Annotated in this window: 14 protein-coding genes; 12 read left to right on the forward strand and 2 right to left on the reverse strand. The window is 35.7% G+C overall.

Annotated elements, in window-relative coordinates:
• Window positions 1-2: 2 nt before the first annotated feature.
• Window positions 3-3,143 carry a PAS domain-containing hybrid sensor histidine kinase/response regulator gene (locus VL047_RS05920; RefSeq protein ID WP_325359174.1) on the reverse strand — a complete coding sequence of 1,047 codons (3,141 nt, stop codon included), beginning with the start codon at window positions 3,141-3,143 and terminating at the stop codon, window positions 3-5.
• A 250-nt stretch (window positions 3,144-3,393) separates the two neighbouring features.
• Between VL047_RS05920 and VL047_RS05925 the strand changes: the two genes are divergently transcribed.
• On the forward strand, window positions 3,394-4,887 hold the full coding sequence (locus tag VL047_RS05925) for a gliding motility protein RemB (protein WP_325359175.1): 1,494 nt from the start codon (window positions 3,394-3,396) through the stop codon (window positions 4,885-4,887).
• 3 nt (window positions 4,888-4,890) lie between these two features.
• On the opposite strand, the gene VL047_RS05930 is transcribed toward VL047_RS05925, so the two are convergent.
• A complete protein-coding gene (locus tag VL047_RS05930; protein WP_325359176.1) occupies window positions 4,891-6,513 on the reverse strand; it encodes a gliding motility protein RemB in 1,623 nt (540 codons plus the stop codon).
• A gap of 160 nt (window positions 6,514-6,673) precedes the next feature.
• Between VL047_RS05930 and VL047_RS05935 the strand changes: the two genes are divergently transcribed.
• The 11 genes from VL047_RS05935 to VL047_RS05985 all read left to right on the forward strand — a co-directional run bounded on the left by VL047_RS05935 (window position 6,674) and on the right by VL047_RS05985 (window position 24,226).
• Window positions 6,674-7,627 (forward strand): lipid A deacylase LpxR family protein, encoded by a 954-nt coding sequence (locus VL047_RS05935; protein ID WP_325359547.1) that lies wholly within the window; start codon window positions 6,674-6,676, stop codon window positions 7,625-7,627.
• 94 nt (window positions 7,628-7,721) lie between these two features.
• Entirely contained in the window at window positions 7,722-9,467 is a 1,746-nt protein-coding gene (locus VL047_RS05940; protein WP_325359177.1) for a GMC family oxidoreductase, read from the forward strand.
• Window positions 9,467-10,078, forward strand: coding sequence for a gluconate 2-dehydrogenase subunit 3 family protein (locus VL047_RS05945; protein ID WP_325359178.1), 612 nt, complete (start codon window positions 9,467-9,469; stop codon window positions 10,076-10,078). The genes VL047_RS05940 and VL047_RS05945 overlap by 1 nt, the downstream gene beginning before the upstream one ends.
• 114 nt (window positions 10,079-10,192) lie before the next feature.
• Window positions 10,193-11,542, forward strand: coding sequence for a M23 family metallopeptidase (locus VL047_RS05950; RefSeq protein WP_325359179.1), 1,350 nt, complete (start codon window positions 10,193-10,195; stop codon window positions 11,540-11,542).
• A gap of 48 nt (window positions 11,543-11,590) precedes the next feature.
• Complete coding sequence (locus VL047_RS05955) at window positions 11,591-12,061, forward strand: OsmC family protein (protein ID WP_325359180.1); 471 nt, start codon at window positions 11,591-11,593, stop codon at window positions 12,059-12,061.
• Window positions 12,062-12,118: 57 nt separating this feature from the next.
• Window positions 12,119-13,891, forward strand: a complete 1,773-nt coding sequence (gene recD / locus VL047_RS05960; RefSeq protein ID WP_325359181.1) for an exodeoxyribonuclease V subunit alpha — start codon at window positions 12,119-12,121, stop codon at window positions 13,889-13,891.
• Window positions 13,888-17,076 (forward strand): exodeoxyribonuclease V subunit gamma, encoded by a 3,189-nt coding sequence (recC, locus tag VL047_RS05965; RefSeq protein ID WP_325359182.1) that lies wholly within the window; start codon window positions 13,888-13,890, stop codon window positions 17,074-17,076. Before recD ends, recC begins: the two co-directional genes overlap by 4 nt.
• A gap of 3 nt (window positions 17,077-17,079) precedes the next feature.
• Window positions 17,080-20,496, forward strand: coding sequence for a UvrD-helicase domain-containing protein (locus VL047_RS05970; RefSeq protein WP_325359183.1), 3,417 nt, complete (start codon window positions 17,080-17,082; stop codon window positions 20,494-20,496).
• Window positions 20,497-20,553: 57 nt separating this feature from the next.
• Entirely contained in the window at window positions 20,554-21,156 is a 603-nt protein-coding gene (locus VL047_RS05975; RefSeq protein ID WP_325359184.1) for a hypothetical protein, read from the forward strand.
• A 138-nt stretch (window positions 21,157-21,294) separates the two neighbouring features.
• The gene (locus VL047_RS05980; protein ID WP_325359185.1) at window positions 21,295-22,518 is read left to right on the forward strand and encodes a nucleoside permease; all 1,224 of its coding nucleotides are present in this window, start codon (window positions 21,295-21,297) and stop codon (window positions 22,516-22,518) included.
• Between the two features lie 28 nt (window positions 22,519-22,546).
• The gene (locus tag VL047_RS05985) at window positions 22,547-24,226 is read left to right on the forward strand and encodes a GMC family oxidoreductase (protein WP_325359186.1); all 1,680 of its coding nucleotides are present in this window, start codon (window positions 22,547-22,549) and stop codon (window positions 24,224-24,226) included.
• Window positions 24,227-24,243: the final 17 nt, after the last annotated feature.

Consider the following 24,243-nt stretch of genomic DNA (forward strand, 5'->3'; position numbering starts at 1 on the left):
TATTAAATCGTTTGTTCTTCTTTTAACAGGTTTAAGATAATTTTGATTTCTTCTAATGTTTTTTCTAACAATTCTTTGATATAGATAGATTCAAATTCTGTTAATAATTCGAACGCAATCGCAAGCTTGCTTAATTCAGTTAATCCTGCAGTTAAACTGGTGCCTTTTAATTTGTGTCCGGTTTTTTTCAGTGCTTCCAAATCCCTTGTTTCAACTTGTTGTGTGAGATATTTACCACTTTCACAAAGTTCAAATACCAAAAGTTTAATGAATTCAGCTTTAAATGTTGGATCTAATGATGTGTATTCATTAAACCATGCTCGGTCAATGTGATTTATCGATTGATAGTTTGTCGGACTTTCGTACATAGAAGGGCTGTCATGTGCAGCATCTGATCCTAACCATTTGATAAACATATCAGCTATGTCTTGTTTTACAATAGGTTTGGTCATAAAGTCATCCATCCCTGCTTTCAAGCATCTTTTCCTTTCATCATTCATTGCGCCTGCTGTTAAAGCAAGAATTGGCACATGGAAACTTTTTTCCAGTTTGCGGATGGCAAGCGTTGCTTCAATGCCATTTAGATTAGGCATTTGTACATCCATTAAAATAATATCCGGCTCTTCAGATTTATATTGATTGACAGCTTGTTCTCCATCTTTGGCTTCAAAGATGGATGCATCAGGAGCAATTTGTTGAATAATAGATTTGGTGAGGAACATATTAACTTCATTGTCTTCTGCAATTAAGACTTTTATTCCTTTCGTAAATTTGAACTTCTCTTCTTGTTTTATTTTTTTGCGTATGCTATCTTTTTTTAATTGAGATAGAACCTGATACATTTCACGCATTTTAATAGGTTTCACCAAACGTGATTCTACTTTAAGTTCATCACATGCTTCCTGAAGATAGTCGTTATCTGAGGAGCTGTAAAGCATAATTATAGGCTGATTCTGTGAATGGATGACACTTTTTATTTTTCTTATTGTTTCAATCCCATCCATGGTAGGCATGTGGTAATCCATGATAATAACATCATATTTTTTGCCATTTTTAAGATGAAGCAGTGCTTGTAAGCCACTTTCGACATCATCAACCTCAATTGTCTTTAATTCAAGCATGTGCTTGAGAATGCGCCTATTATTGGCATTGTCGTCAACGACAAGTACTGATTTGATATCTTTTAAAGAAAGGTCTTCTCGTTCATCTTTTTCGGTTTTTAACGCAACGTCAAAATAGAAACAGCTACCCATTCCTACATCGCTTATTAAATGAAGCTTGCTATTTGCAAGTTTTAATAAGCTGTTAGAAATAGTAAGACCCAAGCCTGTACCACCATGTTTTTTGGTTATGGAGCCATCTTCTTGAGCGAAAGCTTCAAAGATTTCTTTCTGTTTTTCTTTTTTTATGCCAATACCGGTATCTCTTACCTCAAAACGGATAAGACTTGTTCCATCATTTAATTCTTGGATAATTGCAATTTTAAGTTCTACTTCTCCTTCCTCTGTGAATTTGATAGCATTGCTTAATAAGTTTACCAATATTTGTTTTAAGCGTGTTTCATCTGCCCAAATATAACGGGGTACATTTTCAGATATATTTAGTAAAAGTTCTATACCCTTTTGTTCTATTCCGTAGGTAACAATGCTGCAGGCCTGTGCTGCTACATCCTGTATATCAACTTTTTCTCTATTGAGGATTAGTTTTCCAGCTTCTATTTTAGAGAAATCAAGAATATCATTGATAATTCCCATTAATGTGCTGCCAGACTGATTGATGATGTTTATATATTGCTGTTGAGTGTCGTCTAGCTTTGTTTTTAACATTAAATCAGTGAAGCCAATAATTCCGTTTAATGGAGTGCGGATTTCATGGCTCATGTTGGCAAGAAACTCTGATTTTGCATTGCTCGCTTGGTCGGCGTTGAGTTTTGCTTCTTTTAACTGCTTTTCTAATTCAAAACGCTCAGTTAGATCAACAGCACTACCTATAATATATTCTTTTTCCTGATCATCGCGTTGCAATACATTATTAAATAACCAGGTTCTAATATCTCCTCTTTTTGTTATAACCTTCATTATTCCTTCAGCGCGACCTTTGATCTTTATGGCTTCAAGATATTCTTTAAGGAGTTGGTGATTGCTTTTCGGAATAATATCGAAGAGGGATAGCTTTTCTACATCTCGAATTGTATGACCAACCATATCTGCACCGGTTCTATTAACGGATATGAAATCGCCGTTTAAACTATGCATGCAGAACAGAATTTGTGAGTTTTCAAAGAAAGCTCGAAAACGTTTTTCACTTCTGGATAAAAGTATTTTCTGTTCTTGCAGGCTGGTAATATCCCTGCCGATTGAATAAATTAATTTAGTTTTTTCGTCGATAACCCCTGCCCACTGAATGTGATGTATTTTTCCGCTTTTTGAAACAAGGCGGTTGGTTAGCTTTTTCGAGATGGAACCTTGGCTATTGTTTTTTATAATTTCCTCAAAGCTATGAACATCATCCGGGTGAAAATAGTGAGTTAGTTCACTGTTTAATATTTCCTCCTGACTATAGCCTAATAGTTTTACAACACCAGGATTTATATGTAATATTTTTTCGCGGTTAGAAACAACGATTAAATCATCGGTAGATTCGAAAAGTATCTCTATTAGAGAAGATACTTGCTGATTTCTCCTGTCGATTGTGATTTGAGAAGCCCGTCGGGTAGCCTTTAAAATATATTCCTTTTGTTCTGCGTTCAGCGTTCTGGGATTATAATCGAAGAGGTTTATGCTCCCTAATAACACACCATTTGAATCGGAGAATGGGTAGGTTGCATAAAAACGAATTTTATTATCGATAAAACCGGGATGTTCTCGATAGACAGGATCTTTTTCAATGTCTTCGATCTCAAGAGGATCGTGCCTAATTAGATGCTCATAGGAAGATTTAGAAAGTCTGGAATATTTTAATATTGAACCATAGTTAGCTATAAGTTCTATTTCATTTCCTTGATATAGAATGATGGTGCTTAACGGTACCTTAGCAATCAAAGCAATTGATTCATTTAAAAGATCAAAGATGTTTTCATTTTTAATCTTAACGTTAAGCTGGCTGTATTTTCTAAGAGCTTTAAGAAGACGTTTTCCCTTCATGAAATAGATAGTGGATTGATTCAATAGTTTACAATAATACGAATTTAAATCATGCCTAATATCTCAAATTTATATTGAAAAGCATTTAAAGAATAAGTAAATTTTATTTTGTATTTATTAAATAAACTGAGGTTTTTGTGAAAATCTCGGTATGTTTGGAAAGCAATTTGTTTGGCTTGATTTTAGCTGTAAGGGATTGGATTTATTCATTTACGAATAATGATGAAATTTTAAACGAATATTTTGTCGCATGTATATAAAACTACGCTCTCCTAATATTTTTACATTCCTGTTTTTTCTTTTTGTACCTATATTAACTCAGGCACAGGCAACGTATCAGCCATATTCTTATCATTTTTATCAAAAGTTTAATAAAGTTCAATATAGCTGGGAAACGAATCGGCATACAGCTGTGAAACCCATGATTATTGATTCGGTAATGACACCTGTTTATGATTCATTGATGAATATCGGTGTTAGAGAGCGGTTGACTTGGGTAGGTCGTAAATTGTGGAATGAACATTTAATAGATGTAAAAGGTGAGAACTATACTTTTTATGGAGATTTTATACCCGATTTTCAGATAGGTAGAGATTTTGGAGGGGCTGGTAAAAATACATGGTTAAATACAAGAGGATTTCAATTAGGAGGGACTATCAGTGATAAGTTTTTCTTCTATACGAGTGCTTATGAGAACCAGGGAGTGTTCCCAACCTACGTGAATGATTTTATTTTGGAGAATGAGGTGGTGCCGGGACAGATGTATGGAAAATTAGGTACAGATCAGCAGGATTGGGCCTACGCTTCGGCTATTGTGTCTTATTCTCCAGTACAAAATTTGAATTTTACCATAGCTTATGATAAAAACTTTATAGGTGATGGTTATCGATCTATGTTGTTGTCGGATGTGTCTTCTAACAGTACCTTTTTTAAATTTAACGGTTTGTTCGGAGATGTACAGGTTACTAGTATTGTCTCTTATATGCTGGATCCGAGAGAGAGCATTCATGATAAAAGCAGAAGTAGAAGCCTCCGGAAATGGGGTGCCTTTCAATACGCTGACTGGAATATTAGTAACCGTTTCTCAATGGGGTTATTCCATTCTTTAATATGGGCTAGTAGAGATGACACTGGAGTAGGTGATATGATGCAGGTTGGGTTGAATACTAAGTATAAGGCCTTTAAAAAGGCATCTTTCTACGGACAGCTTTTGTTGAGTAAAAAATTATCCGGACAACTTGGTGTTCGTGGTTTTGATGCGTTGGGTGTAAAGGACCTGAATTTTCTAGCTGAGTATAATTTTGCAAAACCTTATAGCTATGCAGATAATGATCCGTTAACAAGTTATAGTAACTATTCTCAATCATTAGCTCACCCATTAGGAGCTAACTTTCGTGAATTTGTAGGGATAGCTAATTACTCCTATAAGAAGTTTGATTTCTCTTTGCAGGGCAATTATGGACTTTATGGCTTAGATGTAGCTGAGAGCGATAATTATGGAAAGGATTTGTTTAAACCATACGATGCTGATTTAATACATAAAGGTTCGATTGGACAAGGATTAAAGACCAATATGGTATATGCTGATGCGAAAATCGCTTATGTCGTAAATCCCAAATATAACCTTCGATTAGAAGCAGGAGCAGGTTTGCGTCGCGAAAGTAATTCTGAATGGACCAATACAAGTACTTTAATTACTTTGGGATTGCGTGCATCTTTCCGTAATTTATATTATGACTTTTAGTTATTAAAAGTCGTAATATAAGTTTCTAAAGGAAGAGCGTAATCCCACTGTAATTACTCCTGAAGTTTCTCTTCCGAATTCATTTCTCTCTTGGCGAAGAGTAGCACCTAATTCAAAACGTAAGTTGTATTTTGGATTTAGTAAATAAGAAACCCGGGTATCTACAAAAGTTAAATTGGTTTTGAGTCCTTGACCAACGTAATTCCCATATAAGTTTTCATAGTCATTGTATGATTTGAAAATATTTTTACCGTAATTGCTTTGATCATCGGGATCCAAGCCGTAAGTGGAAAAGTTGCCTTGTAAAGAGAAGTCAAAACGATTGATTGAATAGTTTGCTATCCCTACAAATTCGCGAAAGTTCGCTCCTAATGGATGGGCCAAAGGCTGTGAAAAATGACCATAATTACTAACCGGGTCAAAATGCGTATAGGTATAAGGACGGGCGGTATTAAACTCGCCAAGTAAATTAAGGCTTTTAACTCCAAAGCTATCAAAGCTTCGGAAACCAAGTTGAGCACCCCATTTATTATGAAGATAACCGTTGCCGGAAAAAAATTCTTTTGCAGTAAATTCACCTAATAAGAATTGACCATAAACGGAAAGATTATTTAGGATTTTGTATTTAGTATTTAAACCCAAATGCATTTTGTCGGGAGAACCGGGATCGGATGATTCAAGAGGCCGGAGAAAGATAATAGGATTTAAATAAGCTGGCTCAAAACCTCGAAGGCCGTCAAGCTCTGAACGATTTGCCCATATAATTGATTGAAAAAAACCTAATGATAAACGGTTATTTACATTCCAGTCTAAGTATTGAAAGGTTCCCCATTTCCCTCTGGTTTTATTAACTAATTCAGGAGCTAGTGGGTCAATCATATAGGACCACATACTCATATATTGTACGTTACCAAGTTTGCCTGTTAATTTTAGAGAGGTATAGTTCGACGCATTGTCTGATAAAAGCATAGACCGATAACCATCACCTATAAAGTTTTTGTCATAAGCTAAACTGATATTCAGGTATTTGCTAGGTGTATAAGAAGTTACAGCAGTGAAATAATTCCAATTCTGAACATTTTCTCCGACATCTCCATAGGTTTGGCCGGGCACGACCTCTGATTGGTCAATGAAAGCATTTATGTAATTGGGAAAGATGCTTCTGTTATTATAAGCACTTACGTAGTAATAGAATTTGTCATTAATATCTCCACCAACCTGAACTCCAAAACTTCTTAAGAAGGTATTTTTACCACCTCCTGCAAAGTCACGCCCCAAAGTGAGGTCCGGTAGAATATCAGCATAGAAATGTGAGTTGTCTGTATTGCTCTCAATAAGATGTTCGTTATATATCTTTCTTCCTAGCCAGCTATCGCGGGTTTGAACATTGAGATTCATTAAGGAATCGTAATGTGGGAGCATTATAGAATCGATAAGGAATGGTTTTAAAGCTGTATGCTGACGAGTTTCGGTACTATATTGTGTTGAATTTAGCTTTTGATAGAATTGATAAGAATAAGGTTGATAAACTGCTTGCGCTTTTGTATTAAGCGGACTTAATATTAAAAGGAGAAGAAAGAAGACAGCTGATTTTATGAGGTTGTTTTTAAGAGAGCACTTTGTCATATGCATAAAATAATCATGTATGGTTATCTGTAATAAAAATAGTCAGCTAAAATCAAGCCAGAAGCGAAATTAGAGATTTAAATGGAAATAGAATTACTTATTGATGGCTTTGATAAAAAATCTGATAAATTTGAATTGTTATAAACCAAATGTTGCTGATATGCATCGATTCTGTGCTTTTGTTTTCTGTTTGTTATGCGCGATTTTTTTCAATTGTGCATATGGTCAACAAAGGAATCACAATGAATTAGGATTCAGAAATGATAATGATGTATATCTCATGAGATCTAAGGATGAATACTATACAAATGGCATAGGTTTGTTTTATAAGAGAGCGATTGATTCGGATAGATTCTCTCAAGATAAATGGGAGAATAAGCTTTGGTCCGTTGGGGTAGGGCATAAGATTTACAATGCATATACCGGAGATATTGAATCTGAAGAAGACATCGATAGGCCAATAACAGGCTATTTGTATGTGAATGGTGAAATGAGTTGGTATTCAAAAAGGGAAGAAGCGGTAAGTATGGGTGTGGAGCTGGCTGTTATTGGGAAAAAAGCTTTTGGGGAAGATATTCAACGAAGCTTTCATCAGCTTTTTGGTTTTTATGAAATAAACGGATGGCAATATCAGTTGAATAATGCGCTTGGTATTGATGCCCGTGCAAATTACAGCCGTCTGCTGTTTCGGAATAACGGAAAACGCATGGATATCTTTATGAATACTGCTGTTTCTATCGGACTAAATAATACGCGCCTAACTGTTGGTCCGAATATACGCTTTGGAAAGATTAACTCCTTATTTGAGTCGGCTGCTATGGGGAGCAGGGTGCAATCGGGGAATAGGAAACCCGACAAAGAGCTCTATTTATTTTATCGTCCGTTATTGAGTTGGATTGTTTACAACTCAACGATACAGGGAGGAATGTTAGCTGCCGATCAAAGACCGATGGCGTTTGATATTAAACCTTTTGTTTTTTCTCAGATTATAGGAGTACAAATGGCAATGGATCGCATTGGTTTAAATATCAATTATATACATACCACACGCGAAGTTAAAAATCAGCTAAGAGCACATGAATATGGATCACTCAGCGTAACTTGCTATTTTTAATTGGGTTTTAATATTTTCTATTTATAAAAATTAAATTTATATTGACCTATCTTATTAGATCAATATAAATTATAAACCTTAAACCGATCCGTTGATGAAGGATTTTCAAATAAAAAAATCAACAACAAAGTATGATGCTGTTATTGTAGGTTCGGGTGCTGGCGGAGGAATGGCTGGCTATGTTCTTGCAAATGCGGGCTTAAATGTTCTGATGCTTGAGGCCGGACCTTTCTTTGACCCGGTAATTGACTCGCATCAATTGAAATGGCCGTGGGAGTCGCCGCGTCGTGGTGCTTCAACAGTCAGACCTTTTGGAGATTTTGATGCTGCTTATGGAGGATGGCAATTAGATGGTGAGCCTTATACAAAAAATAATAATACAGAGTTTGAGTGGTTTCGATCAAGAATGCTGGGAGGGAGAACAAATCACTGGGGGAGGATTTCCTTACGTATGGGGCCGCTTGACTTTAAAGGAAAATCTTACGATGGACTTACCGATGACTGGCCAATAAGCTATGATGATGTTAGACCATATTATGATAAAGTAGATCGGTTAATTGGTGTATATGGTACAAAGGAAGGGATGGAGAATGAACCTGATGGGATCTTTTTAACACCCCCTAAGCCAAGGCTTACTGAACTTTTTATTATGGAAGGAGCGAGGAAGACAGGCGTTAAAGTAATTCCGGGTAGGGGTTCTGTTCTTACCGAACAGCTGCCTGGGAATAAAGATCGGGGTGTTTGTTTTAACTGCGGACAATGTTCGAGAAGTTGTAAGGTTTATGCAGATTTCTCTTCATCATCTTGTTTAGTTATTCCTGCTATTAGAACTGGTAATCTGAAGGTTATTCCAAATGCGATGGTTCGTGAGGTTATTACGGATAAAGATGGAAAAGCTACAGGAGTTTCTTATATCAGTAAAGAGGATTCTCAGGAATACCAGGTTCAGGGAGCTATGGTAATATTGGCTGCCAGTGCTTGCGAGTCGGCAAGAATCTTGTTAAATTCTAAATCAAATAACCACCCTAATGGCTTAGCTAACAGCAGTGATATTGTTGGTAAATATTTGCATGATTCAACCGGGGTGTCAATGTCAGGTTTTCTTCCTCAGTTAATGGATCGAAAACGTTATAACGATGATGGCGTTGGAAGCGTTCACATTTATTCTCCATGGTGGCTCGATAACAAGAATCTGGATTTTCCGAGAGGCTATCATATAGAGTATGGTGGAGGCTTTGGTATGCCTTCTTATGGTTTTGGTGGAAACACGCCGGTATTAAACGGTTTGGTTCCTGATCGGAATGGTAATATGAAAGACGCTGGTGGCTATGGTAAATCTTTGAAAGATGATTATCGCCGCTTTTATGGTACACAAGTGGGAATGGCAGGTAGAGGAATGGCAATAGCCAGAAAGGAGAATTATTGTGAGATAGACCCGAATGTGGTTGATAAGTTTGGTATTCCGGTTTTAAGATTTAATTATACTTGGAGCGATGCTGAACTTAAACAGGCAAAACATATGCAAGAAACCTTTGAGGAGATGTTAAATGCAATGGGTGCTATGAATATATCCAAACCGAAAGGTCCGGAAAACGATTATGGTTTATTGAAACCAGGAGAGATTATCCATGAAGTTGGAACTGTGCGAATGGGAGATGATCGTGCAACTTCAGCTTTAAATAAATGGGGACAGGCGCACGATTGTGATAATGTTTTTGTTGTGGATGGTGCTCCTTTTGTACAGCAAGGAGATAAAAATCCTACCTGGACTATTTTGGCCTTGTCAATGAGAACTGCTGAGTATATATTAGAACAAAGAAAAAAACAAAACCTATCCTGATGAATAGAAGAGATACGTTAAAAGCTTTAGGGTTAACAGCTATAGGCACAACAGCTTTGCTAAAATCCTGTACAACAGATGATAATACTAAAACAGCTAAAGGAGAAGTTGAGGCTGTTCCTGGTCGTGAAAAGTTTGAAACTGAACACATCAATGAATTGAATGAAGGGAAGTTCTTTGGTGAGCATGAAATGGCTACAATTACGGTTTTGGTAGATATTATTATTCCTAAAGATGAAGTTTCAGGGAGTGCTACAGATGCTGGCGTACCTGATTTTATTGAGTTCATTGTAAAAGATATGCCGCAGCATCAGCTACCTATGCGTGGAGGGTTAAAGTGGTTGGATATGCAATGCTTTACTCGATTTGATTCTGTTTTTATAGAATGTAATAATGAGCAGCAGATAGAGTTAATAGATGAGATTGCGTACCCAGACAAAGCTGCTCCTGAAATGCAACAAGGGGTTGCCTTTTTTAGTCGGTTGAGGCAACTTACAGCCTCCGGATTCTATACAACTAAAATTGGAATTGAGGATATTGGTTACAAAGGAAATGTTCCGAATAAATGGGAAGGTGTTCCTCAAGATGAAATAATTAAGTATAATTTATAATAAATCTCTTCTTTTCTTGTTATTGTAAGTAGAATTAATGAAATTAGACGTTTCGTTTGAATAACCAATTAGACGGAATACTATTTTTATTCAAAAACCTGCAATAAGTAATAGATGAAAATTAAAATAAATGCACTAAGCATATTGGTGTTACTATCCATAAGTCTGTTAACCAGTTTCTTGACTTTCTCTGCATTTGATTCCAATACATCGGATAAACCAAATTTACCAGCTGAACATACTGCTGTAATCGACGAAGTGATTTCTGAACGATTATTCGGATTAACGGTTGATGATTATCGCATTGAAAATTCAACGATTAAGAGGAATGAATTTCTATCAACAATATTAGATCGCTACCAAATTGATAAAGTAACGATCGCTAAATTGGTAAAGGCATCAAAACCTGTGTTTGATGTACGTAATATGGCTGCCAATAAACCTTATACTGTCTTTCTGAATGATTCTGATAAAGCTGAATTTTTCGTTTATCAGCCGAATGCAGTTGATTACATTGTGTATGACTTGAGAGATTCTATACGGGTATATAAAGAGATGAAACCCACTCGTACAATAGCAGAAACTATTGGAGGAACGATTACAAATTCATTGTATGAAGCTTTACAGGAGAATGGTGGTGATCCGGATATGGCGGTATATCTATCTAATATTTTTGGAGGGGTTATTGATTTTTATTCCATTCAAAAAGGTGATTGGTTTAAAATTGAATATGACAGACAATATGTTGAAGATGAAGCGGTAGGTGCTATTAATGTAAAATCTGCTGTGTTCTCTCAAAATGGTAAAGAGTATCAGGCTCATTACTTCAAACCCGAAGGTTCTTCAGAAGGTCATTATTATGATGAGAATGGAAATAGCTTACAGCGTTTCTTCTTAAAGGCACCTTTAAAGTTTAGTAGAATAACCTCCAGGTTCAGCAAAAGCCGTTTGCACCCTATTCAGAAAGTATGGAAAGCTCATTTGGGAACCGATTATGCTGCCCCTAAAGGAACGCCAATTATCGCAACTGGCGATGGCGTAGTTGTAGATTCTCGCTTTACAAGTGCAAATGGTAATTTTGTTAAGATTAAACATAATGGAACCTATTCAACTCAATATCTTCATATGACCAAGACTGCTGTTAAAAGAGGGCAGCGAGTTAAACAAGGTCAGGTAATAGGTTATGTAGGAAGTACCGGCTTAGCTACTGGTCCACATGTATGTTATCGTTTCTGGAAGAATGGTGTACAGGTAGACCCATTAAAACAGAATTTTCAACGCACCGAGCCAGTTCCTCAAGAATTTATGGCTGCATTCTATCAAGAAATTCAGCGTAATCAGAATGCTCTTGCAGCTATAGATACTGAAAACGGTATTAAAGAAACTCGTTATTTAGCTTTTGAGTCAAGGCCGGAAAGTTTATTTAAATATTTTAATAGCGAAGGCTCTCAAAATAGCCTTTAAGAGTGCTTAATTTTTTCTATATTTATAGATATACGAAAAGACTAAGCAATGAATAAAATCCATACTTACGATTTGACGGTGAAATGGACTGGTAACAAAGGGCACGGAACTTTTGATTCACGTTTATATGGTCGTGATCATAAAATTAGCGGTAAAAATAAACCTGATATATTGGGTTCTTCAGATTCGTCATTTAGAGGTGATAAGAGCAAATACAACCCAGAAGAACTTTTGTTAGCAGCCCTATCGAGCTGTCATATGCTTTGGTATCTTGATCTATGCGCAGATGCAGGCGTTGTTGTTGTCGATTATTCAGATAATGCCTCAGGTGTAATGGAGGAAAAATTGGATCGTAGCGGACAGTTTACAGAGGTTACCTTAAAGCCAATAGTTACTGTAAGTGAAGCATCAATGGTAGAGAAAGCAAACAAATTGCACGCCAGGGCAAGAGAGCTTTGTTTTATTGCTAATTCCGTAAATTTCCAGGTTAAGCATAACCCTACTTGTATTGTACTTTAAGCAGTTCCCTAACTCTGTTTTAGTAATAAAATTGTTTACGTTTAGATGTAATAGGATATGCAAACCCTAAATAACGTTCACGAACAATTTGCTGAATTTTTTAAAGCCGAGACATTAAAGCCTTTTGCCAGTTTAGTTTTAAAAAAATTGAGTGAAGGGCATATCTGCTTGGACTTGAATGAAGTTCTGGATGATAATATCGAATTTCCTTTATTATATCACAGTCTGTCAGATATAGAAGATGATTTAAAGAAAGAACATTTAGTAAGTACTTCCTTTGATGAGAAGCAGCCTTTTGTGTTGTATAAATCAAAATTATATCTTCAGCGATATTTCGTTTATGAAACCATTATTTTAAAGCGAATACAGGCTCTGATTGAAAGTGAATCTGAAGATCTGGCCAATCGGATTGATTTAATAAATAAGCATAGAGAGTTAATATCCAATCTTTTTCCTAACGGAACTTCATTAGAAGGTTTATCTCCTGATGAGGCAGTAGATTGGCAATTGGTAGCGACCATTTTTGGTTTATTAAACAATTTTACGATTGTTACAGGTGGCCCTGGTACTGGTAAAACCACAACAGTTTCTAAAATTTTGGAATTGTTGAAGACTATAAATCCGGATATAAGAATTGGCTTAGCCGCTCCTACAGGAAAGGCTGCTATGCGTTTATCAGAATCACTTCAGGGTGCTCAACCCACAACCATCCATCGAATGCTTAAAACGGTTTATGGGTCAATTCATTTTAAACACAATCAACAGAACCCCTTAAAATATGATATCGTTATTATAGATGAGGCTTCTATGATTGATGTTGCTTTGTTTGCTAAATTATTAGATGCCATCGGAACAAATACTCGTTTGATATTATTAGGTGATAAAGACCAATTATCATCTGTTGAGGCAGGAAGTTTATTTAGAGATTTATGTCAGACACAAGAAAAGGTAAATTTAATGTCTGCCAATAAGATTGAATTAATTAACTCTTTTATAGTTAATAATGAAAGTAAATTAACTGAAAAGTTTATATCAAAAGAGCCTTTACATCCACTTGAAAGTCATATAATTGAGTTGAAGAGGAGTCGGCGTTTTGATAGCAGAAAGGGAGTTGGTAAATTCAGCAAAGCGATAATTACAAATAACCTATCTCAGATAAAGGAATTTCTTAACATAGGCTATGATGAGCAGGTTTATATAGATACAAGCTATAACTCCGATGTATTTGGAAATTTTGTTAGGGCTTATAAAGCTTATATTGATGAGGAAAACATTCTTTCAGCTTTGCATAAGTTTAATAATCTGCGGGTACTTTGTGCAGTCCGAGAGGGGAAATCTGGCTTGTATAACATCAATACAGAAATAGAGTCTTTCTTAAAGACGGAAGGGCTAATTGACAATCAGTCAGAGTTCTATATGAATAGACCCATTATTATAACCAAAAACTACTATGACTTAGGATTATATAATGGTGATATAGGTATTATCAGACCCGATTCAAATAATAATATGATGGCGTGGTTTGAAGATAGTGAAAAGCAACTAAAAGCTGTATCTCCTCAGCTTATTGTTGAATCTGAAACCGTTTATGCTATGACCATCCATAAAAGTCAAGGTTCGGAATATGAAGAAGTACTAGTAGTTTTACCTGACCGTGAAGATACCCATATTTTAACACGCGAATTGTTATATACAGCAGTAACGAGAGCCAAATCTAGCGTGATTATTCAAAGTTCAGAGAGTGTAATACTCTCAACGACAGGCAGAACTGTCAAAAGAGCTTCAGGAATTAAAGATCGATTTAATGATTCTATAAAAAATGATCGATGAGCTTACAATTAAATGTTTCCAATTCCTTATTTAAATTAGTTGAACAGCTTGCTAATAATTTGCAGAAGCCCTTGCCAACTGTTTTTCATCCGCATTTTATTGTAACCCAAACATTGGGGATGAATAATTGGTTGAAAATACAATTGGCTGAAAAGCTAGGAATTACAGCAAATTGTCAATTCTTAAAACCTAATGACATCATTAATCAGGTCTATTTTTTATTAGACGGTCCGCAAGAACGAATCCTTTCAGTAGATAACCTTCAATGGCTTATTTTTGGATTATTAGACGATCAGACATTTAAAGCAAGATTTCCGTTTATCTCGCAATATTATAGTCAGGGAGAAGATACCAAACGAATGGCTTTGGCAGAAAAGGTCGCCGATTTATTTGATCAATACCAAATCTATCGACCGGAGATGATTAATGAATGGAATGGCATGCAGATTCCGGATTTAAGCGATAATAATTGGCAGAAATATCTTTGGATTACTCTTAAGATTAAAATTGGGGATAAAATGCCCGATAAAACAAGAGTAGGAAAATATATTATTGACAACCTTCAAAACCCTTCTCAACAGGAGAATCTAAAAAGAAGAGTTCCCCGAATTGAGTTCTTTGGAATATCGATCATTACAGCGTATCATTTGGAAATATTCCATGAATTAGCCAAACATATTGACATTTCTTTTAATCTCTTGAATCCAGCACCTTCGACCTATTGGTTTGATGATAAGAGTCCTCAACAAATTGCAAGGTGGAAGAGCAGAGCAAGACAAAATGCATCTCTTTACGAGGTTCCTATTGAAGGAAACGCACTCTTGACCAACTGGGGGCGTGTTATTCAAGATACCTTTGGTTTGTTTTTCAAGGAGGATGACTTTCTAAATGAATACGACGATAATGGTATTGAACCTGAACCTAGAAACTTATTAGGTAAGATTCAAAATGATATCTACAATAATGCTGTATCTGATGAGCGAAATAAGCTAAGTCTTAATGATATAAAGGATGGTTCCATAAGCATGAACTCATGTTATACTGCAGTTAGGGAAGTAGAAGTTTTATATAATCATCTGGTCCATCTGGTAGATCAAAATCCCGGAAGTTTATCTCCGCGAGATATTGTCGTAATGGTAAGTGATATCGATACCTATGCGCCCTATATAAAAGCTGTTTTTAGATCTGCTCCCTATACTTTCCCATTTACAATTGCTGATGAGAGCATTCAAGCAAGTGATGGATTGATTGGAACCCTCCATGCACTTCTAGCTTTAGAAGAGAGTTTTAAGGCTGAAGATATCTTGCAGTTATTGGAGTGGAGTTATATTCGTAATCGTTTTAAGATTGAGAATGTAGAGCTAATAAGAAAAGTAGTTGATGATGCTAGTATTCGGTTTGGCATAGAGGGTAATCTGTCTGATGATACTGTTCATGTAAGCTGGCTGAACGGCTTGAAGAGAGTTATATACGGTATCTGTATGAAAATGGATGATGAGTATGAGCTAAATGGATATAGTTTTTATCCCCTGGATATTGTAGAAGGAGAGCAGGCGTTCGAACTCATTCGTTTCTCTCACTTTGTAGAGATATTAATTGAAACAATCAAAGAACAGCAGAAGGATAGAACACTTATTGAATGGGGTGATTATATTTTAAGAACTGTTTCAAATCTTATTTTTCAATCTGAAGAAGAAGTTAATGATGACTATCAGTTATTGATTAATTATGTGAAAAAACTAAATCTGATTAGCGAAAATCTACAAGAGAAGATTAGTTACAATGTGTTCAAATACAATTTCCTTAGTAACATATCCGGCGAGGTACGCACTAATAATTTCGCATCGGGCGGGATTACATTTTGTTCTCTAATTCCAATGAGAAGTATCCCTTTTAAAGTAGTTGCTTTACTAGGTTTAGGCTTTGATAAATTTCCACGGAAAGAGGATCCGCTCAGCTTTAATATTATGCAGCAAGATAAGAGAAAAGGCGACAGAAATATTAAGGAAAATGATAAACATCTGTTTTTAGAAACTATCCTTTCTGCTCAAGAACATTTATACCTAAGCTATATTGGTAAGAATATAAAAGACAATAGTTTGCTGCCCCCATCTGCAATTGTGGATGAGCTGATTGACTATATTATTTCCGGAATAGAAGTTTCAGATGATTCATCTATTCGAGAGCAACTTGTTATTCAGCATCCCTTGCATAATTTTACACCACAGCCCCTGGGTACCTATAATTATCTAGCTGCTAATGAGAAACGAGGAGAGAAATTAAATTCCAGTGATTTTCATATAAAGGAAAGCTTAACATTGGAGGAGGTATCCGTAAAGGAATTAATTAATTTCTTTAAAAATCCCTTTGAATACTATTACAATAAGGTTCTGAACATATATTATAGAGAGGAACGTGTTTTATTGCCTGATACCGAGATATTCGAATTGGACGGTTTACAAGAATGGCAGATAAAGCAAGACTTCCTTTTCTTAGAACAAGAGGAATTACCAGACTATATTCAGCGTGGTATTAAAAAGGGAGGATTACCCCTAAAAAATATATCTCATACTTTATTAAGTAATATTTATGAAGCTATTGAGCCTACAAAGAAACTGTTAGAAGAATATATAAATGGTCAGGAAGAACGTAATATTCCAATCGAACTCGAAATTGAAGGGCTAATACTAACAGGTGAGATAGATAAGGTATTTGGTGATAGAATAATATTGGTCAGCTTTTCAAAGAATAGTACTAAATATCGATTAGAGTGCTATTTAAAACTGTTAATCGCTGTTGCCAGTGGATTTGAAGGTGAAGCTTATTTAATCGACGGCTTTAAAAACTGCATATATAAAACAAATTCTTCTGAACTTAATAAAGAGACAGCAAAGCTGAAATTAGCAGAATTACTCAAAGCGTTTATACAGGGACAGGAAAGTATCTTTATTTTCCATCCGAAATTTAAGAATGATCCTGATGAACTAGCTCAATTTGATGCAAAAAAGTATAAAACCATGCTAAGCAGTATTTTTGACAACTATAAAAGCCCCTGTACAGATCAATACCTAATCAATGAATATAATAATGGTTTGTTTGAAAAGGAAGAATCATATCAGGAGTATATAGATAATGCTGAAATAGTTATGGCTGAAGCTTTTAGATTATTTAAAATAAAGGAATAGCTCATGGAAACGCGAGGTCATTTAAATTTTGTAGCGTCAGATGTTCCATTGAGTGGTAGCAATTTAATTGAAGCCAGTGCTGGAACGGGTAAGACCTATTCAATTGCTATTCTTGTTCTAAGATTGATACTTGAACAAAAGCTTAGTATCAAGAAAATATTGATGGTAACTTTTACCAAAGCTGCCGTGGCAGAATTAGAAGAAAGAATCCGCTTATTTGTACGAACTGCGTATAGATGTGCCAATAAAGAGAAGATTGATGATCAGACCATTAGATTATTGGTAGAAAGATCAATTGGTCAATGGGGTGATGAAGAAGTTATTGAATTATTAAAAGAAGCAAAGTTATTGCTGGATGAGACTTCGGTAATGACCATACATAGCTTTTGTCAGAAAACGTTAAATGAGTTTGCTTTTGAAACCAACCAGCTTTTTGGTGCAGAAACCTTGCAAGATACCTCGTCTCTAATACAAGATGAGGTAAACAAGTTTTGGCGTGAAAGAATAACGACGCTTAATCCCGGTCTATTAAAGTTCTTAAACAAAGAGCGATTCAAAAAGGAGGGAGATAAGTTAAGCAGAAAAGTATTAAAGAAATTCATAGAAACCCACCTAAACGGTCAGCGATATATTGATTATGATCCACAGGTACATTATTCTTTTCCTGAAAGTGAATCAGAAGCTGTTCTTACTAAGCTACTTGCTATCGAAGAAGAGGAAAAGTTGCTTCTAGAGGATTTATACAAAGAGATTTTAGATTCAGCCAATGAACTTATCGAGCGGTGTAATTCCAATAGCTACGCACAAAAAAATGTATTGCAATATGTTCATCAGCCAGAAGCTTTTCTTAAATTCTTGAAGGAGAAATCGGGATTAGCTAATATTATAAAAGTTTTTCCAGATTGGCTTGAGAAAATTGAAGAGGCCAATGTATTTCAAAATAATATATCCAGACATGTAAGTGACACCCTCAATACACTTTACTGCTTGCTGATTCAAGATTCAATTCAACATATCATTCATCATAAGGATAAGAATAATGTTCTTTCATTTAATGATATGATTGAACAACTGCATCGATCTTTAACAAAAAAAGATAATGAGAAGTTAGTAGCCGAACTTCAAGAGAAATACAGTGCTGTTTTTATTGATGAATTTCAGGATACAGATAAACTTCAATATGAGATTTTCCGCGCAGCCTTCGGACAAAATACAACTCTTTTCTATATTGGAGATCCCAAGCAATCTATTTATGCCTGGCGGCAGGCAGATCTGAATACCTATTTCAAAGCTAGCAATGAAGTAGATACTAAATATGGAATGAATCATAATTATCGTTCCTCTGCTCCTTTAATAGAGGCGATGAATTTGTTTTTTAAACCTTCGGATGATTTTGATACGTTCTATTATCAGGGGGAGAAGGAAGGAATAGTTTACCATCATGTAGATTCTCCTGGTAATGGTAAAGGCGCGTTGCTATATACTGGCCAGATAGATTTTCCAATAACAATAATTGAAAGTAATCTTGCAGATGAACGATACCAAGCAGTAGTTGATCAAATTATACAACTATTGGACAACAACGATCATCTTATTGAGAGAAATGGCGAAAAAAGAAGAATTGAAGCTTCTGACATTGGAATTCTTGTAAGAAGTAACATTGAAGGAAAGAAAATAAAGTCCCAATTAGCTAAACGTGGCATTCCTGCCATTACTATTGATGACAGTAAAGTTCTGCAAAGCCAGGAATCAGTATATGTGTATCATCTTTTAAATGCATTTCGCGAAAGTAATATCTATACGATTAATAAAGCATTGTTGAACCCTTTAACAGGATATAACCGTATAGAGATATTGCAATTAGATCAGGATGCAGAATTAGAAAACTTTAAAAGATATGGGCTGCTATGGAAAGAAGCGGGTATTTATGTAACGCTCATGCAGTTTATTATTGATTATGGTGTTAAAAGAAGCTTATTAAATGATGCTTCAGGAAATGGCAAAAGGATTATTACTAATATATATCAACTTATAGAGATACTCCATAAAGTACAATCAAGTAAAAACTTTTCACAAACTGAATTAATAAATTGGCTTAAACGAGGCTTGGAGGGGATGAAATTAGAAGGAGATGAGTTTGAGCAAAGAATTGAAAGTGATGAGAAAGCGATTGAGATAGTTACCATTCATAAAAGTAAAGGCTTGGAATATAATATTGTCTTTGCACCATTCTTAGATTTGAAATCAAAAAATGATCGTGACTTCTGTAGCTTTAAGAATGACTCTACCGGAGAATACCTGTTTGGTATCACAGAAAACCTAAGCGATGAGTATTGTGAGATGGTTGAAAGGCAAATAGAACAGGAGAATCGACGACTTATTTATGTTGCCATAACCCGTGCTGTTTATAAATGTTATATAGGCCATCTTCCGCGCAACCAAAATACTTCTTTAAGCCCCTTTATCAAAGCGGTTCAACCTTCTGCGGAGGAAGCCCGGCTTATTAATTTTTCTCAACCAAAAGAGGCACCCCGCGATTATCAATATTCTAAGTCAGCCAAACAACAGTTATCTGTTCCCAGCTATGCAGATAAATTCATTTTGAATGAAAAATATTGGAGAAAACTAAGTTATTCCTCTTTGGCGAAAAAACCGATCTATGTTAAAAAGAAGAATGACTTAATGGATTTAAAGGACTATGAATCTTTTATTTTCAAAAAGCTACAAAAGGGCAATATAACGGGGAATCTCTTGCATCATATTTTCGAAAACATTGATTTTACAAATGATCATTCTTGGGAACGAAATGTACATGCTTCCTTAATCAGGTTTCTGCCACGGCAATTAGAAAATTATAAAGCTTCACTAATAGAGTTGATTGGAGAAGTACTACATGCAAAAATTGAAATTAATGATCAAGAATTTAGATTGTCAGAGTTAACAAAGGATAAACGTCTGAATGAATTGGAATTCGATTTTAATGTTCCCGCGTTTAATACTCAGACTTTAAATTCGCTGTCTACTACGAAGTACCCATTTAGTGTCAATTCCTATGGAGAGCTTGAGGGCATCATGAATGGGAAAATGGATTTGTTCTTTGAGCATAAAGGTTTGTTTTATATCTTGGACTGGAAGTCTAACTTTCTAGGAGACTCACTGGACTTTTATTCTAAAGAGGTTTTAGATGAAGTGATGATTGAAAACAACTATCATTTACAATACCTTATCTACACGGTAGCAGCTAAAAAATACTTAGAACAAAGAATGCCGACTTTTGATTATGAAAGTCATTTTGGCGGTGTTATCTACCTTTTTGTTAGAGGGCTCAGAAAGGACAGTAATTCGGGTATATTTGTTCGTAAGCCAGAATTAGCTCATATCAAGGATTTGGAAAACCTTTTATCATATTCATATAAATAAAGGAATTTCTATATTTAACTTCACAGTTGAATTCATCTGACTGTAAAACAATTTTTTATGAAAGGAATAATTTCATTTAGTTTAATGCTACTTATTTTAACTGGTTGCGGAGTTGGCCAGCAAGCCAAAGAAATGAAGACTTTGGCTGATTGCACCTATCAGATCGTGAAGATAAATAGTATTCATATCTCAGGAACAGATGTTCAGCAGCTGATTTCAAAAAAAGATATGAGCTTAACGAATATACCTTCCTTAGCACTGGGATTTTTAAATAAAAATATTCCATTAAAGGCGGATCTGACCATTGAGATATCAAACCCGACTAGTAATTATGCTGCTATTAATTATTTCGATTATGAAATATTAATTAACAAACAAAAGTTAATGGAAGGGTCAATAAATCAACGTATAGATGTTGCTCCCAACGGAGTTCAAGAAGTTAGATTAGAGCTTAACAAAAACATTTATGAGTTCTTGGTAAATGATACTATTAGGCATGATATCCAAGAGTTTATAGCTGGTACAAATCAATCCAAAAAGAAAACTACTATAACAGTACGCGTAAAACCCGCTATTATTATTGCTGATCAACTGGTACATTACCCTAGTTTTATTGATATCCAGCGCGAGTTTAGTAATGAGTTTCTCCTGCAATTATAGGTTTCTTTTCCAGGATAGCCAATTTAGTTCCTTTCTTAATAATTAAAAATGGGAATAAGTCTTTAGAAAAAGTAGTATATTTAATAATCAAAATAGATCAATAATCACTTAATCAAAAACCATCAATCAATTTTCTTTATGAACACAAGCATTCGCTTAAAATTATCATTCATGATGTTCCTTGAATTTTTTATTTGGGGAGCATGGTTTGTAACGCTAGGCACATTCTTATTTGGCATCTATAATGCTACAGGAACTCAAGTCGCAACAGCTTTCTTAACACAATCTTTTGGTGCAATTCTAGCACCGTTTATTATTGGAATTATTGCAGATCGTTATTTTCCGGCTCAACGTATATTTGCTGTACTACACATTGTTGGCGCACTTCTTCTTTGGTTTGCCGGACAATCCCCAACATTTGAAGGCTTTTTTCCGTTAATTTTAGTGTACATGATCTTGTTCATGCCTACATTAGCTTTAGCAAATTCAATTGCATTTAGACAAATGACCAATACCGAAAAGGAATTCCCGCCAATACGTATTCTAGGAACTGCAGGTTGGATTATCGCTGGTCTGTTAATCAGTTACCTTGCCTGGGATAGCCAAGATTCAGGTCAATTGGGAAATACTTTTAAAATGGCTGCTATTGCTTCAATGATATTGGGTTTATTCTCCTTTTCATTACCCAACACTCCACCAATGAAAAAAGGTGAGAAGATATCTATCGGAGAAATATTAGGTTTAGATGCGCTGCGTTTACTTAAAAACAGATCCTACCTGATCTTTTTTATCTCTTCTGTCGCTATTTGCATTCCTTTAGCTTTTTACTATAATTTTACCAATGCATTTTTATCTGAAGTAGGCGTAGCAGCACCAACAGCTATTCAGTCGCTCGGACAGGTATCAGAATTCTTATTTTTGCTGGTTATGCCCTTTCTTTTTGTACGCTTTGGGGTTAAGAAAATGCTCGCATTTGGTATGTTCGCATGGGTTCTTCGTTATGTATTCTTCGCTTACGGAAACGCCGACGCCGGCTATTGGATGTTAATTGGAGGAGTGGTTCTTCATGGTATTTGCTATGACTTTTTCTTCGTAACTGGTCAAATTTATACTGATAACTTAGCAGGAGACCGATTTAAATCGGCTGCTCAAGGTATGATTACATTAGCAACCTACGGTGTTGGAATGTTAATCGGATCTTTAATTTCAGGACCAATAGTAGATAATTATTTAAACAGTGATGGTACACATAACTGGCAAAGTATATGGCTAATACCGGCTGCTATTGCAGGAGTAGTTATTTTATTATTCATTGTATTTTTCCGAGACAGGAATCAGAAACAAGCAATTTTAGAAAGTTAATTATATATAATACCTAAATTATTAAATTATGGCAGATAACACGTATGATGCAATCGTAATCGGCTCTGGAATTAGTGGAGGATGGGCTGCAAAAGAATTGACAGAAAAGGGACTAAAAACAATTGTCCTGGAGAGAGGGTGGAATGTTGAACATGTTAAAGATTACCAAAATAATACAACCGATCCTTGGGAATTCCCCCATAGAGGTGGGCGTACTCAAAAAATGATAGAGGATTATCCCGTATTAAAACGTGATTACCCTCTAAATGAGAAGAATCTAAAGTTCTGGGTGAATGAGAAGGAGAGCCCTTATACAGAAGTTAAACGTTTCGACTGGTATCGTGGTTACCAAGTGGGAGGGCGTTCATTAACTTGGGGCCGTCAAAGTTACCGTTGGAGTGATTTAGATTTTGAAGCAAATGCTAAAGAGGGCATAGCCATCGACTGGCCTATACGCTACAAAGATATCGCACCGTGGTATAGTTATGCAGAAAAGTTTGCAGGAATTAGCGGAAACCGAGATGGAATTGCTGCATTACCTGATGGAGATTACATGCCTCCAATGGATATGAATGTTGTTGAGAAGGATGTATCAGAGCGCATAAAAAAACATTATAATAGCAACCGACAAATGATCATTGGTCGTACAGCAAATATTACGGTACCTCATCACGATCGTACCAATTGCCAATACCAAAACAAATGCTGGCTAGGCTGTAATTTTGGTGCTTATTTTAGTACTCAATCTGCTACCTTACCAGCTGCTGTTAAAACCGGTAATTTAACCTTGAGACCATTTTCTATAGTTACTCAAATACTTTATGATAAAGACACTAAAAAGGCAACCGGTGTAGAAGTATTAGATGCTGAAACAAACGAGACATATAAATACTATGCTAAAATTGTTTTTGTATGTGCATCTACATTTAACTCTAGCTGGGTTTTAATGAATTCTGCGACTGATGTATGGGAAGGCGGACTAGGAAGTAGCAGCGGAGAGCTAGGTCATAATGTAATGGATCATCATTTTAGATTAGGGGCAAGCGGTATAGTTGAAGGTTTTGATGATCGATATTATTATGGATCAAGACCTAATGGTGTATATATACCACGTTATCGAAATGTCGGAGACGACAAACGTGACTATTTACGCGGATTTGGATATCAAGGTTCTGCAAGCCGGAGCGGCTGGTCAAGAAACATTGCTGAAATGAATATTGGCGGTGCCTTAAAGGATGAACTAAGTGAACCAGGACCATGGTCGATAGGAATTACCGCTTTCGGTGAGATTCTACCAAATCACAATAACAAGATTACATTAGACAAGGATAAAAAGGATAAGTGGGGATTGCCAATTCTGGCAATGGATTGTGAGTTAGGTGAGAATGAATTGAAAATGAGAAAGGATATGATGGAGGATGGAAAAGAAATGTTAGAAGCTGCCGGTGTGAAAAATGTGTCCACCTTTGATTCAGGATATTATTTCGGACAAGGAATTCATGAAATGGGTACTGCTCGTATGGGTCTTGATCCTAAAACATCAGTCTTAAATAAGCATAACCAAGTTTGGGACGCTTTAAACGTATTTGTAACAGATGGTTCATGCATGGCTTCAGCGTCTGCTGTAAATCCATCTCTTACCTATATGGCATTAACAGCTCGTGCAGTAGATTATGCCGTTAGTGAATTGAAAAAACAGAATCTATAATATCCATTAAGAAAAGC

Source organism: Albibacterium sp., assembly GCF_035514885.1.
Classification (GTDB): Bacteria; Bacteroidota; Bacteroidia; order Sphingobacteriales; family Sphingobacteriaceae; genus Albibacterium.

Excerpts from the sequence above, each read along its gene's own strand:
- VL047_RS05920 (WP_325359174.1), bottom strand. The coding sequence starts at position 3,143 with ATGAAGGGAAAACGTCTTCTTAAAGCTCTTAGAAAATACAGCCAGCTT.
- VL047_RS05925 (WP_325359175.1), top strand. The coding sequence starts at position 3,394 with ATGTATATAAAACTACGCTCTCCTAATATTTTTACATTCCTGTTTTTT.
- VL047_RS05930 (WP_325359176.1), bottom strand. The coding sequence starts at position 6,513 with ATGACAAAGTGCTCTCTTAAAAACAACCTCATAAAATCAGCTGTCTTC.
- VL047_RS05935 (WP_325359547.1), top strand. The coding sequence starts at position 6,674 with ATGCATCGATTCTGTGCTTTTGTTTTCTGTTTGTTATGCGCGATTTTT.
- VL047_RS05940 (WP_325359177.1), top strand. The coding sequence starts at position 7,722 with ATGAAGGATTTTCAAATAAAAAAATCAACAACAAAGTATGATGCTGTT.
- VL047_RS05945 (WP_325359178.1), top strand. The coding sequence starts at position 9,467 with ATGAATAGAAGAGATACGTTAAAAGCTTTAGGGTTAACAGCTATAGGC.
- VL047_RS05950 (WP_325359179.1), top strand. The coding sequence starts at position 10,193 with ATGAAAATTAAAATAAATGCACTAAGCATATTGGTGTTACTATCCATA.
- VL047_RS05955 (WP_325359180.1), top strand. The coding sequence starts at position 11,591 with ATGAATAAAATCCATACTTACGATTTGACGGTGAAATGGACTGGTAAC.
- recD (WP_325359181.1), top strand. The coding sequence starts at position 12,119 with ATGCAAACCCTAAATAACGTTCACGAACAATTTGCTGAATTTTTTAAA.
- recC (WP_325359182.1), top strand. The coding sequence starts at position 13,888 with ATGAGCTTACAATTAAATGTTTCCAATTCCTTATTTAAATTAGTTGAA.
- VL047_RS05970 (WP_325359183.1), top strand. The coding sequence starts at position 17,080 with ATGGAAACGCGAGGTCATTTAAATTTTGTAGCGTCAGATGTTCCATTG.
- VL047_RS05975 (WP_325359184.1), top strand. The coding sequence starts at position 20,554 with ATGAAAGGAATAATTTCATTTAGTTTAATGCTACTTATTTTAACTGGT.
- VL047_RS05980 (WP_325359185.1), top strand. The coding sequence starts at position 21,295 with ATGAACACAAGCATTCGCTTAAAATTATCATTCATGATGTTCCTTGAA.
- VL047_RS05985 (WP_325359186.1), top strand. The coding sequence starts at position 22,547 with ATGGCAGATAACACGTATGATGCAATCGTAATCGGCTCTGGAATTAGT.